Raw genomic sequence first — 15867 nt, 5'->3', positions numbered from 1 at the left:
ATTATCTAGAAATATCTTGAGACGTCCAAGTATTTTCTTTATTACTGGACTCTTATTAGAGAGTAAAACTAAGCCTGAGATAGGGCTTAAATATTAATATACGAGGGGATGAAAAAAGGAATGCTCATCATGTATGAGTCATTCCTTTTTTCATAGATTAACTTGCCTGTTTTTTATTATTTTCTTTCAATTTCTCTGCTTGTAAAAAACGATTCGTTTCAGCAACAACAATACTACTTAATCCAATTAGACCAATCAAGTTTGGAATTGCCATAAGTCCATTTGCAATATCAGCAAATGTCCATACGATTCCTAGCTTTAAATTAGCACCAATTGCAATCATGACAATAAAGATTGCTTTATAATATTTAACTGCACTTTCTCCGAATAAATAAGCTACACATTTTTCTCCATAATACGACCAACCTAAAATAGTAGAGTAGGCAAATAAAATAATTGCGATACCGAGAATCATACTACCAGCAGTACCAAATACAGATTGGAATGCAAGTGTTGTAGCTTCAACGCCAGTTTTACCAGATTTCCAAGCGCCTGTAGTGATTAATACTAGTCCTGTAATTGTACATACAATAAACGTATCTAGAAAAGTACCAGTCATTGAAACTAAAGCTTGCTTTGCAGGCGAATCAGTTTTTGCAGCCGCAGCAGCAATTGGTGCACTCCCTAAACCAGCTTCGTTCGCAAATACACCACGCGCCATTCCGATTTGGATAGCTGATGCAACTGTTGCCCCGATAAAACCACCAGCAGCTGCTGTACCATTAAATGCACCAGAAAAAATAAGTGAAAATGCTTCTGGAATTTGGTCGTAGTGATAGAAAATAATGATAAGACCAGCAATTATATAAAAGAAAGCTTTAATAGGAACGACATATCCCGTCACTTTCCCGATTTTTTTTACACCGCCTAAAATAACAATTGCGATTAAAAATGACATTACTATACCAGTTAAAGCAGGAGGGAAAGAGAAATTAATTCGCATTGCCTCTGCAACTGAATTAGATTGCACCATATTACCAATACCGAAAGAAGCAGTTGTACCAAATATAGCGAATAATATAGCAAGCCATTTCTTACCTAAACCACGCTCTAAATAATACATTGGTCCACCTGAATATTCACCATTTTCATTACTAACACGGTATTTCACTGCAAGTATTGCCTCTGCATACTTTGTTGCCATACCGAATAAAGCGGTAATCCACATCCAAAATATTGCACCAGGACCACCAATTGTAACAGCTGTTGCAACACCGGCTATATTTCCCATACCAATCGTTGCGGCCATAGCTGTCATAAGTGCTTGAAAGTGACTAATATCTCCAGAAGAAGAGGCATCTTCTGATTTTTTAAATGCTAGTTTGTGAGCGTATAATAGTTTACTAAACTGTAAACCTTTTAAACGCACTGTGAGAATGATACCTGTTCCAACGAGTAGCAACAAAGTTGGTAATCCCCACACGTATTGATTCAGTTGTTCTAATACTTTACTTACTGTCTCCATCTTTATTCTCCTTTTTTAGAAAAAATAAAAACCACTTCAAGTAAATGAAATGGTCTCTGGAGAAACAAGGGATAGAAAAATAAACCGATACAATCGGCTTTTTCTTTCGCTTGTCTCTGTCCTTTTACCTGAGAGATTATCCGCTAAAGTAGCGGATTTGCTCCTTCGGTGCTCGTTTTCCTCCGCGCTCTATGAAAGCGAGAGGGAGTCTCTCCAGAGATTCGTCCCCATGCAGTTCTACTTGTAACCAAGACCTGAGAGTTTCAAAGTTGGTATAACAACTTTTTGCCCCGTCGGTAGATCAATAGACCTTCTCCTGAATGGTTCATCCGAATTATAAAATTTATAAACACATTGATTGTAAATCAATAAAAACATTATAGACATACAAATTGTGAATTGCAATCATTTTTTATTTTAAAATAGTAAATAGTTTTATTTTTTTGTAAGTCCTAATTTATCTTCAACTTCATTTAAAGTAGATAAAGCGATGACAATATGTTGATCCGCAAGTCCTAAAGCTTGTTTTGTTTTTTCAATAGTTTCATTGGTTGGAGTAGAGTTATTTGCTCCGTCTATAATTAAATTTGCTGCATTTTTCATGAAATTTGATGCGGATTTAAACTGAGTTGTGAATTGAAGTAGTTGTTTTTGTATATCTATATCTGTTATGTTTTCTTCAATTTTAAGCGTGTCTATTTCGTTCATAATTGTTTCGTACTGTTTGGAAACAGCACTCATTGTAACTAATAGTTTATTTCGATCTACTGAATCTCCATTCGTGTTAATCTCTTCCCAGGCAGGTAACCAATCTTTTTCGATGATGTCATTATAATGAGTAGTCAATTCATTAATTTTAGGTTGTAATTTCGTTTTGAAAGTTTTTGTCTCCGCTGTTTCTACAGTTGCTTTTTCGCTGTTATTATTAACATTAGTAACGTAGAAAATTGTACCAAAAATGATGAAAATAGAAATAACAACTGTCCATTTAGTAAAAAGTAATTTCTGCAATATGTAACGCCTCCAAAATTTAAAAACTTATAATTATAATATATAACAATAATGTTGTTTAAAGTAGAGAAAATAGGTTAGAAATAATTTAAATTATGTCTTTTCTATACGTGAATAATTAAATTTAGTAAAATGATGAAAGTTATATGCGAGAAAAGAGGGTTTTTAGTGAAAATGAATAGAAGAAAACTGGTTTTAAGTATTTCAATGGCTATGTTATTAGTTGGTTTATTTGCACTCATATATGTAGACAAAGAATCTAAAATTAAAGATTTTCCAGTGCCAATGTCAGCAATCCATATTAACGATGATAATGAAGAGGACTATCAATATATAAGTGTAATGCCAATTACAAAGGCGAGTGGATGGGAGAACTTAGGGGAAAAAAGGCATACTGTTAGTTTTAAAAAAGGGGAGCGGAAGGTAACTGTATTACATTATCCAGGAGAAATTACGTATTATTTATTTGAAAAATAATTGATGATAAGAGAGATAGGAAGTAGATGATAATGTAGGATTGTTTACTTTCTATCTTTTTTGGATTTTAATTCTGAATTGTTTGAATTTAAAATAGTATGCGTATAGAATAAAATAGTATATTTTATTGAATGATATAAATAGTAATACATAATTATATTATGTAAACTATAACTGGGATAAGAAAACAAAGTAAGAGATTTTAATTTTTATATTTTAGATGTATTTTTACACGGTAAGTATTCTCGTAATCAACTTACAACATTTACGGAGGGCATCAAATTTTGATTAAGTAATGGAGTTGATAACAAAAAATTAATGTTTGTGTATATGGAAAAATAGAAAGTATGGCGAGTGGGAAATGGATTGGATCATAAGGGGGAATTAAAAATGCTACTAAAAACAATCTACTGTAAGGTGGAAGAAGAGAAAAAGGAATTGTTTTCAAATGCGCAAGGAAAATGGCGTGATATACGGCACCTAGATGGGTTTCATGGACAATTTGGTGGATGGTATGAAGATGAGGCATGTGTATTTACTTTATGGGAAGATAGAAGTACATATCAATCATTTATGAATGGTGCTCACGATACAATTTATTTAAATAGTAATCAAGAGGATACGTTTCTTTCATGTGAAATTGAATTATTTCAAACGTTGTATGATATAACTGATACGCATTTGAAAGACGTTGTTACAGAAGGATCATTCGTAAGAATTGCTATATGTGATGTAAAGGTGGAAAAGGAAAATCATTTTTTACAGAAGCAAGAAACAATTTGGAATAAAGGAATGGAAAAAGCAAAAGGAATGTTAGGTGGAGTAGTTGGGAAGTCTTTAAAAAATGAAAATCGTTACATAGTGTTAACGTATTGGAAAGATGAAAAGACGCATCAACATTATGTGGAAGAGATTTTCCCAGGTTTATATAAATTAGCTAATATTCATGAAGAGATAGAAGAGATAAAAGGAAAACAAGCTGTATGTAAGGAAGAATGGCTTGTATATTAAACGCTGAAAAAGTGCATAAATGAATGTATAATAAAGATATTTTCTTATAAACAAGTAATTAATAGAAGACGTTATATACCCTTTCATGTTAATATATTTAAGTTATAATAGGAGGCTTACCCTTTTGTATTGTACGGTAGAAGCAGTGTGAGCTTGAAATTTTTTTTAGAAAAGGATGTGCCTAATTTGCGTATCAATAAATTTATTAGTGAAGCTGGAAAAGCGTCTCGACGTGGAGCGGATAAACTAATTAATGAGAGAAGAGTAATTATTAACGGTAAGGTTGCAAAAATTGGTGACCAAGTGAACCCAGGTGATGATGTACGAGTAAATGGAGAGCAGCTTCGAATTGCTCGAGATCACGTATATATCGCTTTAAATAAACCAGTAGGTATTACATGTACGAGTGAAAAATCAGTAAAAGGTAATATTATCGATTTAGTGAACCATCCTTTACGAATTAGTCACATTGGACGTCTTGATAAAGACTCAGACGGTTTAATTTTGTTAACGAATGATGGTGATATTGTTAATGAAATTTTACGTGCTGAAAACAAACATGAGAAAGAATATATCGTTTCAGTAGATAAGCCAATTACACCTGATTTCTTAGAGAAAATGGCAGCGGGTGTTAAAATTTTAGGAACAAAAACGCTTCCTTGTGAGGTTACACAGTTATCAAAATATGAGTTCCAAATTATTTTAACACAAGGGCTAAATCGTCAAATTCGCCGTATGTGTGAAGCTTTAGGTTATCAAGTATACACGTTAAAACGTACGAGAATTATGAATATCGAATTGAATAATTTACCAGTTGGGCAGTGGAGAGATTTAACGAAGAAAGAGAAAAGACGTCTATTTGCAGACTTAAATTACGAACCACAAGATTGGTAAAATTGTGAAGTGAAACCAAAAAAAATTGGTTTCACTTTTTTAAATTAAATAAATAATTTTTTTAAACACTTGCAAAAATAAAATGAATAAGATATATTAAATAACAATAAATGGATGTTTTACAAAAAGCAAAGAAAAGGACACGAGTTATTTTCCCCGGTTATACAGAGAAGGAAGGAAAGCTGAGAACTTCCTAACGCAGAAAAATAACTTACCACCTTAGAGCTGCACTAGGGAAATGAAGTATCTAGTGCCGTGTAAACGACGTTACCGTAAACGAAGCCATTGTATATTTACAATGGGAATCTGGGTGGAACCACGGGTAAAAGCACGCTCGTCCCTATTTTAGGGATGAGTGTGCTTTTTATTATGAAATGGAGAGATGAAAAATGAAAGAACAAATGATTGAAATTAAATTTCCAGATGGTAGCGTTAAAGAATTTGTAAATGGAGTTACTTTAGAAGAAATTGCTGGATCCATTAGCAGTAGTTTGAAAAAGAAAGCAGTCGCGGGGAAAGTAAATGATGGATTATATGATTTACGCCGAAATATTGAAGAAAATGCGGAAGTGGAAATCATTACTATAGATTCAAATGAAGGGGTAGAAATTGCAAGACACTCCGCGGCACATATTTTAGCGCAAGCTGTAAAAAGATTGTATGGTGATATAAATCTTGGAGTAGGACCTGTTATTGAAAATGGATTTTATTATGATATGGATCTTCCAAGTAGTGTAAACATAGAAGATTTACGGAGAATCGAAAAAGAAATGAAAAAGATCATAAATGAAAATATAAAGATAGAACGAGTTGAGGTTTCTCGAGAAGAAGCAGCTAAACTGTTTCAAGAAATGAACGACCGCTTGAAATTAGAACTTTTAGAAGCAATTCCTAGTGGGGAAAGTGTAACACTATATAAACAAGGTGAATTTGTAGATTTATGTAGAGGACCACATTTACCATCTACAGGTTATTTGAAAGCATTTCAATTAACTCACGTTTCCGGTGCATATTGGCGAGGTGATAGTAATAACCAAGTGCTTCAGCGCATATATGGTGTTGCATTCTCTTCTCAAAAAGAATTAGAAGAGTATTTACATTTCGTTGAAGAAGCAGCAAAAAGAAATCATCGTAAGTTAGGCAGTGAGCTTGAGTTATTTATGTTTTCTGAAGAGGCTCCGGGAATGCCGTTTTATTTACCGAAAGGACAAATGATTCGTAACGAATTGGAAGCATTTTTAAGAGAAATTCAAAAAGAGTACAATTATCAAGAAGTACGCACTCCGTTCATGATGAACCAAGAAGTATGGGAGAGATCAGGGCACTGGGGACATTATAAAGATAATATGTATTTCTCTGAAGTAGATAATAAAAGTTTTGCATTAAAACCGATGAACTGTCCAGGACACATGCTTATGTTTAAAAATAAATTGCATTCTTATCGTGAATTACCGATTCGTATGTGTGAATTTGGTCAAGTACATCGTCATGAATTTAGTGGTGCGTTAAACGGATTATTAAGAGTACGTACTTTCTGCCAAGATGATGCACATTTATTTGTAACTCCAAAACAAATTGAAGATGAAATCAAATCCGTAATGGCGCAAATTGATTACGTATATAAAACTTTTGGATTCGAGTATGAAGTAGAGCTTTCTACTCGTCCAGAAGATTCAATGGGTGATGATAAATTATGGGAGCAAGCAGAAGCGGCATTAGAAAATGTATTACAATCGCTAAATTATAAATATAGACTAAATGAAGGTGATGGCGCATTTTACGGGCCGAAAATTGATTTTCATATTAAAGATGCTTTAAATAGAAGTCACCAGTGCGGAACAATCCAGCTTGATTTCCAAATGCCAGAGAAATTTGATTTAAATTATATAGATGAAAATAATGAAAAGAAAAGACCAGTTGTTATTCACAGGGCAGTTTTAGGGTCATTAGATCGCTTCTTAGCAATATTAATTGAGCACTTTGGAGGTGCGTTCCCGGCATGGGTGGCACCAGTTCAAGTGAAAGTAATTCCAGTTTCAAATGCAGTACATGAACAATATGCCAATGAGATTGCACATAAATTAGCACAAGCTGGAGTTCGTGTTGAACAAGATGCACGAGATGAAAAATTAGGATATAAAATAAGAGAAGCACAAATGCAAAAAGTACCGTATGTTCTTGTTATTGGGGATAAGGAAATGGAAAACGGAGCTGTAAATGTACGTAAATATGGGGAAGAGAAGTCAGAAGTTATTGCGCTAGATGTATTTGTGGCAAGTATTGAAGAAGAAATAAAGAATAGAAAATATTGATTGTAAAGAAAACACACTATTAGAAATTAGTGTGTTTTCTTTTTTATCTTACAAAAATGTAAGGTAAATGTAAGCGAAATCGAGGGAACGAGTTGTAGAAAAATGAGAATATGAAGTAGGAAAAAGGTTCATGTTACAGGTGTAACTCTTCTTAAATGAATAATTAAAAAATTCTTAAGGATTCACATGACAAAATAATAAGAAATATGTGAGAAATTAATTTTATACAAAAGGGATGGAGTGAAAGAGATGTCAACAAATGTAGTTACTGTAGAAAGTGTAGAAAAAACGTATGGGAAAAGAAATGAGAATCAGTCAAAAGCATTAAGGGGTGTATCGTTAAGTATTAAAGAAGGAGAATTTGTCGGGATCATGGGACCTTCTGGGTCTGGAAAAACGACTTTACTTAATGTGATAAGTACACTTGACCAAGCGACAGGTGGTAGTGTGACGATAGCTGGTACAAATATTACTTCTATGAAGGGCAATGCGTTATCTGATTTTCGCTCTCAAAAATTAGGTTTCATTTTTCAAGATTTTAATCTTCTAGAAAACTTATCAATTTATGAAAATATAGCTTTACCACTTTCTTTGCAAGGCGTACCGTCAAGTGAGATTACTGGAAAGGTAAATGACGTTGCGAAGAAATTAGGCATCACCGAAATTTTAACAAAATATCCGACGGCTGTTTCTGGAGGACAAAAGCAAAGAACAGCGGCGACCAGAGCTTTAGTACATAATCCAGCAATTGTATTAGCAGATGAACCGACAGGTGCGCTTGATAGTAAAAACGCAAAAAGTTTATTAGAAGCGATGCAAGATTTACATGAAAATCACAATGTAAGTATTTTGATGGTTACACACGATGCATTTAGTGCAAGTTATTGTGAGCGTATTTTATTTATTCAAGATGGTCTTCTTTATAAAGAATTAAATCGTCAAGGCACTAGAGAGAATTTCTATCAAGACATTTTAGGTGTGCTCGCTCATATGGGCTCAGCTGCTGAGTCTAAGTAGGGGGCGAAACTATGTTATTTAAATTATCACGTCATAGTATGAAAAAGATGTTAAAAGATTATATGGTTTTACTTATTGGTCTCGTTATTAGCATTAGTATTTTTTACATGTTCCAAACGATGGCGATGAATAGTGAATTTACGAAGGATAATAGTCTTATTAGTAGTATTAGACTCGTATTCTGGGTAGGTGCAATACTATTATCTTTCATTACTGTATTTTATATTATATATGCCAACTCTTTCTTACTCACATTAAGAAGAAAAGAACTCGGTATGTACATGATGCTTGGTGCAAAAAAGAAAAAAGTAGCACAGTTATTATTTATTGAAACATTCGGTATGGGGATTGTCAGTATTATTATCGGTATTTTAGTAGGGATGTTACTTGCAAGTGTAGCAGGAAACTTTTTAATGAATGGAATGGAAATTTCAGCAAAAGGTAGTTATGCATCTGTATACACACCAGCAATTTTAGTTACAGCTATTTTCTTCTTAATACTATTTTTCATTACTGGCTTAATGAACAGTGTCCGATTGTTACGTAAAACTGAACTAGAGTTAATTCGTGAAGATGAAACACTAGATGAAGTGAAGAAAAGTAAAACTCGCATTATTATAATGACAGTACTTGGTGTATTACTAGTAAGTATAGGGTACTATTTTATGATCAATGTAAAAATATATGCTGAATTAGGTTTTATTATAGCAACCATCGTTACAACACTTGGAACATATTTTATCTTTAGTTCATTACTCCCATTTTTTGTGATGAAAATTAAGGGGAATAAAAAACGAAATGAAACTGGTCTAAATAGTTTTACATATGCACAGCTACGCTTTCGAGTAAATAGTTTATCGAGAGTATTAGGTACTGTAGCGATGTTAATTGCATTAGGGGCAGGTGCGATGACGGCAGGTATGGCTTTCCAAAAAAATGTAGGTATTATGACAGACTTTTCTCGTGTATATGATGTTGTAATTCATGATCCGAATGATCAAGACAAAGCTGCCTTGAAAGAAATGGAAATTGTTGAAGAAAGCAAGTACAAATATAAAGTAGATGGAGAAGCGGTTTATTATTTACGTAACGACTTAACTGCGAAACCACCACTTGTTTCAGACCATTTTGATACAAAAACGTTAAAAGAACCTGTTCGTAAACGTGTGACTGAACCTTTAACAGAACCTATATATTCAGCTTTAGAGGCTCCTGAATTAGTAAAATTCCCTCGTATGCCAAAGGATTGGGAAGACGCAGTTGTAAGAGAGATACAAATTACGCATAATCAATTTAACGGAAAACCAGTAAGAATTGCAGACGAAGAGCATTATAAAGGAATTCAAGGAACAGAACACACTGTAACATTAGCAAAAGTAGATGATATGAAAAAATATAAACTGTTATTGATCGAAATAGACAAGAGACAAAAAGCACAAATTGAAAAAGTAACAGGTGAAAAGGTAGACTTATTTACGAAAATGACAATTTATCAGTTTATGAACAGCTTCATGAGCGGAACAATGTTTATGGGATTTTTCCTCGGAATTGCCTTTTTAGCAATGATGGCGAGTTCCCTTATGTTCAAAATATTAACAGGTGCTTCTCGTGATGTACGCCGTTATGAAATGTTACGAAAAATCGGTGTAAGACGTAGCATGTTAACGAAAAGTATATATAAAGAAATTTCATATTTATTTATCTTCCCAGCGATCATTGGCATTTCTCACGTTTTAGTAGGGCTTAACTTATTCAGCTTTATATTAGTTGACCCGTTTGTAAAAGTGTGGGTGCCAATAGGAATTTTCTTAGTCATTTATTTCATTTATTACTGGATAACTGTTCAACTTTATAAAGGTATGGTAATGCCGAAAGAAGAGGTAGCTAAATAGTTTATGAAAAGAGTCCTTGTGTTGAGAATAAGGGCTCTTTTTTTTTGTTTTTTATTAAGAAGGAAAAGATTGGATAATGGTCGAAAAATATAATGTAACTTCCAATAAATGACTAAAACAATACTATTTTGTCGAGAGAAAGGATACGAAGTATGAAAGAAATGCTACAGTTATTTCGCAACAAAGTGTATGCACGTTTTTTTCTAGCAAATATTTTAGAGCGACTCGGTTCTATGATTGCTGGAATTTCTTTAATGTTTTATTTGCTAGATCAATACGGAAAACAACCAGTTTACGCAACGATGACACAAATTATGATTGCATTACCTGCATTAATCTTTTTTCTATTAGTAGGGACAGTAGTGAATCGTTTTGATAGACAACGTATATGTACAGTAAGTAACATATGTTGTTCGCTCTGTAATATTGGAATCCTAATTTCGCTTTATTACGGGATGATTATACTTGTCTTTATATTTTTATTTTTGGAAAATGCATGTATACAATTTTTCTCTCCATCAGAACAATCGATGATACAGGGAGTAGTTGAATCAGACCAATACGGTGCAGCAGCGGGTATTAATCAAATGGTAAATAGTTTGTATGCTTTGTTTGGTGTAGGAATTGCAACGATGGTGTACTGGACTTTTGGAATTTATGGGAGCATTTTAGTAAATACACTTACTTTTATTACGAGTGGTATTTTGATTCAAACGATCTCCATTCCAGAAAAAGTTCGTTTACCAAATGGTAGAACAAAATGGAAAGAAGTTAATTTGAAGATGTTAATAACAGAGTTTAAAGAAGGGACTAGGTATATATACCAAAATGAAACTTTAAAAAAATTACTTTTGGGATTTATCGTGTTTGGTTGATTATTTTTTGTTACGTGTTTATTCCAAGCTATTTTACTAAGTGGGAAAAAGCGAATTCAAGGTATGGTTGAAGATGTTTGTTTTTTCTGAATATTCTTTTTTGAAGGGGTAATAGTTATGTTGATGCGAACTGCTAAGTGGTGTGGGATTACTTGTTTACAATTATTCGCTGCAATTCTATGTATAATCTGTTTAGGTGCGCTCCCTCGATTATTTAAGGGATTACAAATTGATTTAATTGGTTTTTGGAACACGATTGTGTTTATTGGAGGAAAGTTACTCCAACCTTGGGAAATTACATATGGATTTCGAGATTCGAGGAAATTATTTCCGCAAATATGGATTCATTATTTAGAGACAATGTTTGTATTTATTTCGGCATTTTTACTGTCATTACTTATTGCGTATGTTCTCGTTGTGTGGGTATTACAACGGTCTCAATCAAAGCAACGAATGTGGAATGGGATTTTTGTTGTACTTGAAAGCATCCCAGATATTTTAATAATTTTATTATCGCAACTTCTAGTCGTAATAATCTTTCAAAAGACAGGCTTTATGCCAGTAAAACTAGCGGGGATTGGGGAGGAAAGGGCTCGCCTATTGCCAATAATATGTCTAACTTTGCCTACAACACTATTATTTATTAAGCTACTACTATTACGTTTCAGAGAAGAATTAGAGAAAGATTATAGTATATTTGCTAAAAGTAAAGGGCTTAGTTTACGACATATTTTAACAAATCATATTTCAAGAAATGTTTTGTTAACAACAATCTATTATGCAAAAACAAATATTTTATTTATGTTATCAAATTTATATATTATTGAATGGATATTTAATACGTACGGTATGTTTGTTTTTGTAAAAGAAAATTCGAAATTAGAAATATTTACAGTAAGTTTAATTATATTATACGTACCGCTTTTTATACTATTTCGTTTATTACATACGTTTTTACAAAATGTAATAAAGGAGCGTGTTTAGCATGTGGCAAGTTGTAAAAAGAGATGTGAGATTTTGGTTTGGTGTTACTTTTTTAAGCGTACTTATGATTGTTAGTATTGGAAATACTTTATTTTTCGATGGGAATATCCGTGAACTTACGATGATGTATAACGAAAAAGGAGAACTAGAGGCTGCTCCATTTTCACCGTCGAATAAATTTTGGTTCGGTAGTGATGAGAAAGGACGCGATCTTTTCCAGCTAATAATAGAAGGAGCGAAATGGACAGTTGGTGCGAGCGTAATTATAGCGATTCTACGAGTTATAGTTGGAGGAGGTATTGGTTTGCTTCTTGGTATGTATAGCAAACGTTCTTTTCCAGTTATAGCATCTTTTTTTGATCCGTTCAGCATTGTACCTATGGTTATGATTTCTTTTTTTGTGTTAAAGGAAGTTTTAGTGTTTGAAAATGGGACAGTACCAGAGCCGTTTCATTTAAGGGTAATATTTCAAATGGTTATCCTTACGTGTTTAGCGGTACCAACAATTATGTTATATACAGCGCAGGAAGTCCGTCGGATAAAAAGAGAAGAATTTATGATGGCAGCAACTGTGCTTGGGGGCAGTAAATGGCATAGAGTGAAAAATCACGTATGGCCACACGTATTACCATCATTTTTTTTACTTGTTGCTCAACAATTTGTGAGTACTTTATTACTTCTCTTGCATCTTGGCTTGTTAGAGTTATTTTTTGGTGGAACAATTATCTTTGGTACAGAGGCAGATAGTGTAACAAAAGAATGGACCGGCCTAATTGGTCAAAACTTCCGTCATTTAACTACTCATACATGGATTGTACTTATACCGATTGCTTTTTATAGTATGACAATTTTAGCTGGAAATCTAATTAGTAATAGCATGCAAGATGCGATTAAGTTAGGAAATGTGAGAAAGCTAGAGAGGGAAAGTAAAGAATTACAAGTAGAGAAACAAGTACAACCAACTATGAATGACTTTTCTTTTTATAGAGAGATACAAAAATAAAAAAGATAGCTGAAGACAAATTGTTTTCAGCTATCTTTTTTCGTTTAAAGTGGAGGTAAATCAATCTTACCTTCTTCAAATAATTCTTTTATCATATGCTTCGTATAACCAGCGGCTTGACCAAATGTGATTTTTGCTGGCATTGGTGCTTCGTTAGCATCTACAACTACATCAATAATACACGGTTTATTTTGTTTTACTGCATTTTCGAAAGCGGGAAGGAGTTCATCTAAATTCTCAACACGGTATCCAATACCTCCACACGCCTCTGCATATTTTGCAAAATCAGGGTTCGTTAAATCTGTTTCGAATTCGATATTACCCATAACTTCTTGCTCGAATTTAATCATCGCAATTTTATTATTGTTTAATACGACGACAACGATTGGCAATTTATATTTTACAGCTGTTACGAAGTCATTCATCGTCATTCCAAATCCGCCATCACCACAAACTGCAAATACTTGTTTATCCGGGAATGCAATTTTTCCAGCAAGAGCACCAGGTAAACCGCAACCAAGTGTTGCGAGCCAGCTAGAAATGACAAATTGCTGGTTTGTCATACGGAAGTGTCTTGCGGTCCATACTGTTACATTTCCGACATCGACTGATAGAATTGCGTCATCCTGTGCTACTTGCTGCAGAGCATGCATAACGCGTTGTGGTTTAATTGGAATGGAAGAGTCTTCTTCTTGATCGTGTAATTTTTCTTCCCACTTTTTCATCATTTCTTGGTGATGTTCTAAGAAGGAATGGTCTGTGTGTTCTTCAACATTTTCAATTAACCATCGTAATGTTTTATCAGCATCACCAGCTAAACCAATATCTGTCGCATAACGTTTCCCGATTTGGGCAGGATCTGTATCGATATGAATTGTTTTTGCTTTTTCAGGTAAGAAGCCGGTGAACGGATAAGAAGTACCGACCATAATTAAAGTATCTGCATGCTTCATTGCTTCATAAGAAGGTTTCGTTCCAATTAATCCTAATCCACCAATACAAAGAGGGTGTTCATCAGGAATAATTCCTTTAGCTGGTAATGTAAGTACGATTGGAGCACCAATATGTTCTGCCAATGCAAGTAAAGATTCTCTCGCATGTTTTGTTCCTTTTCCAGCTAAAATCACAGGCCTTTTCGCTTCATTTATTGCGAGTTTCGCTGCATCTAAATCGTTTTTTTGTGGAAACAACTCAGGCAAAGTAAAAGAAGTATTTGTAACACGGGCACCATTTTTTACTTCGAATTTAGGGACATCATCTGGAATTGTAAGAACGGATACACCTTTTTTCGTATAAGCCATTCGAATTGCTTGATTCACTACGGCAGGTAGTTGCTCTGCTGACATAATACGCTGGTTATAAACCGCAACATCATCAAACATTCTTTCTAAATTTACTTCTTGGAAAAAGTCCGTTCCAAGTAAATCGGTTTCTACTTGACCTGAAATTGCTAGAACAGGGGCTTTATCGAGTTTCGCATCATATAAACCATTTAATAAATGAATAGCACCAGGTCCTGCAATTGCCATACAAACGCCAAGTTTTCCTGTTAATTTCGCATAGGCAGCCGCTGCTAATGCACCAGCTTCTTCATGGCGAACTTGAATGAATTTAATTTTATCTTGTTTTTTTCTTAAAGCTTCAATGATAGAATTAATGGAATCTCCAGGCATGCCGTATATGTGTTCTACTCCCCAGTCAATTAATAAATCAACTAATGCTTCACCGGCTGTTTTCCCAAACATAATTGTTCCTCCTTATAATAGGTAGATAACATTATGTTTTGGAAAAATAGGAAAAATATACAAATAAGAAAATTTATCTGGTTATTTGTAATCCAAGAATCAGTGTGGGAGGAACAAAAGTTTCACTTTAGCAACTTTAATGATGACCAGCGAATAAAGTGAACACTGTTATTAGTAAAAAACCACTAGTTGCCCACATTAGAAATGTAAGGAAAGAGAGCTGTTTCTTAGCTTTCCAAAGCATTTCATGAATTGTGACATATCCAAGTGAACCAATAGCACTTCCCATAATGAGGCCTTGCAGGTGAAGAGCTTTTCCTTCCATCAAAATGCCAAAAACTGTGCCAGTACCGAGAATAAGAGAAAGTAATAAAGTTGTTAATAAAAAGGAAATATATTTATGTTTTGTAAAAAGAAATGGAATAATTAAAGCTAATCCTTCTGGAATATGGTGAACGACGATTGCTATTAAAAAGGGAATGGCAGAGTCATTATGATTTATAAAAGCTGTACCTAACGCAAATCCACTCGGTATATTATGAATAAATATAGCGAAAGAGAGAAAAAGAAAGGTTTGCCATGCTTGTTGATCTTTTTTATGTATCATTGGATGGTGACAATAGTTATCTAATAAGCCCATAACTAAAATACCGATAGCTATACCAAGTATAGGTCCAATCATTTCATAGCTTGAAAATGTTTCAGGAATAATTTCAAGTGACAATAACCCAAACAAAATACCGCCACATAATGCGTATAAACGATGCATCTTTTCTTCAATGAGTTGGCGTGTTGCTACTCCAACAGCACCGCCTAATAGCAATCCACCGAACGAAAAAAATGTTACAATCATTGGGATCCATAAACGTTCCATAGTATCACACTCCGATTCTATTCCCTTATTTTTAGCTTACGAAAAGAAAAGTTAGATTAGTCCAAGTAATTGTGTTTGAGTATAGAGAAAAAAGTAGTGATTCGTTATAATCTATATATTAAACTTAAGTGAGGAAATGAAAAGACCTGCGGTAGTATGTCAACTGAAAAATAATATCTTTTGAAGTTATCAAAGGACAAATTGCTTAAAAAAGACATCACGAAACTAGACCAGTATTTTATGTAAA

12 protein-coding genes, 1 pseudogene, 1 riboswitch and 1 other annotated feature are annotated in these 15867 nt (G+C 33.8%); of the genes and pseudogenes, 9 read left to right on the top strand and 4 right to left on the bottom strand.

All coding sequences use genetic code 11. The features are described from left to right. Positions 1-157 precede the first annotated feature (157 nt). Positions 158-1525 (bottom strand): alanine/glycine:cation symporter family protein, encoded by a 1368-nt coding sequence (locus MR168_RS27335; RefSeq protein ID WP_000451035.1) that lies wholly within the window; start codon positions 1523-1525, stop codon positions 158-160. A gap of 106 nt (positions 1526-1631) precedes the next feature. Continuing rightward, a riboswitch (glycine riboswitch) is annotated at positions 1632-1752 on the bottom strand. Between the two features lie 208 nt (positions 1753-1960). Continuing rightward, positions 1961-2536, bottom strand: coding sequence for a hypothetical protein (locus MR168_RS27330; protein ID WP_001170892.1), 576 nt, complete (start codon positions 2534-2536; stop codon positions 1961-1963). Positions 2537-2668: 132 nt separating this feature from the next. Between MR168_RS27330 and MR168_RS27325 the strand changes: the two genes are divergently transcribed. The 9 genes and pseudogenes from MR168_RS27325 to MR168_RS27285 all read left to right on the top strand — a co-directional run bounded on the left by MR168_RS27325 (position 2669) and on the right by MR168_RS27285 (position 13001). Next, a complete protein-coding gene (locus MR168_RS27325) occupies positions 2669-3013 on the top strand; it encodes a hypothetical protein (protein WP_140159339.1) in 345 nt (114 codons plus the stop codon). Positions 3014-3403: 390 nt separating this feature from the next. Continuing rightward, positions 3404-4024, top strand: a complete 621-nt coding sequence (locus MR168_RS27320) for a DUF4937 domain-containing protein (protein ID WP_000925169.1) — start codon at positions 3404-3406, stop codon at positions 4022-4024. A gap of 186 nt (positions 4025-4210) precedes the next feature. Beyond that, positions 4211-4918 (top strand): 23S rRNA pseudouridine(2604) synthase RluF, encoded by a 708-nt coding sequence (gene rluF / locus MR168_RS27315; protein ID WP_001222171.1) that lies wholly within the window; start codon positions 4211-4213, stop codon positions 4916-4918. A gap of 122 nt (positions 4919-5040) precedes the next feature. Further along, positions 5041-5263 (top strand) — a binding site (T-box leader). A 44-nt stretch (positions 5264-5307) separates the two neighbouring features. Further along, complete coding sequence (gene thrS / locus MR168_RS27310) at positions 5308-7230, top strand: threonine--tRNA ligase (protein WP_000663097.1); 1923 nt, start codon at positions 5308-5310, stop codon at positions 7228-7230. A gap of 249 nt (positions 7231-7479) precedes the next feature. Then, complete coding sequence (locus MR168_RS27305; protein WP_086411512.1) at positions 7480-8247, top strand: ABC transporter ATP-binding protein; 768 nt, start codon at positions 7480-7482, stop codon at positions 8245-8247. A gap of 11 nt (positions 8248-8258) precedes the next feature. Then, on the top strand, positions 8259-10139 hold the full coding sequence (locus tag MR168_RS27300) for an FtsX-like permease family protein (protein WP_006918597.1): 1881 nt from the start codon (positions 8259-8261) through the stop codon (positions 10137-10139). A gap of 143 nt (positions 10140-10282) precedes the next feature. Continuing rightward, positions 10283-11011: pseudogene (locus tag MR168_RS27295) on the top strand (MFS transporter); the annotation flags it as partial. A gap of 120 nt (positions 11012-11131) precedes the next feature. Further along, on the top strand, positions 11132-11998 hold the full coding sequence (locus tag MR168_RS27290; RefSeq protein ID WP_000929104.1) for an ABC transporter permease subunit: 867 nt from the start codon (positions 11132-11134) through the stop codon (positions 11996-11998). Position 11999: 1 nt separating this feature from the next. Beyond that, positions 12000-13001 carry an ABC transporter permease subunit gene (locus tag MR168_RS27285; protein ID WP_000267878.1) on the top strand — a complete coding sequence of 334 codons (1002 nt, stop codon included), beginning with the start codon at positions 12000-12002 and terminating at the stop codon, positions 12999-13001. Between the two features lie 44 nt (positions 13002-13045). Here the strand turns inward: MR168_RS27285 and MR168_RS27280 are convergent, their stop codons facing one another. Further along, complete coding sequence (locus MR168_RS27280; RefSeq protein ID WP_016122466.1) at positions 13046-14746, bottom strand: pyruvate oxidase; 1701 nt, start codon at positions 14744-14746, stop codon at positions 13046-13048. A gap of 136 nt (positions 14747-14882) precedes the next feature. Continuing rightward, complete coding sequence (locus MR168_RS27275; protein WP_000440615.1) at positions 14883-15620, bottom strand: ZIP family metal transporter; 738 nt, start codon at positions 15618-15620, stop codon at positions 14883-14885. Positions 15621-15867 lie beyond the last annotated feature (247 nt).

The organism is Bacillus cereus group sp. BfR-BA-01356 (assembly GCF_022663635.1).
GTDB lineage: Bacteria > Bacillota > Bacilli > Bacillales > Bacillaceae_G > Bacillus_A > Bacillus_A cereus.
The sequence above is the reverse complement of the archived record's forward strand: the minus strand, read 5'-3'. Positions and strand labels throughout refer to the sequence as shown.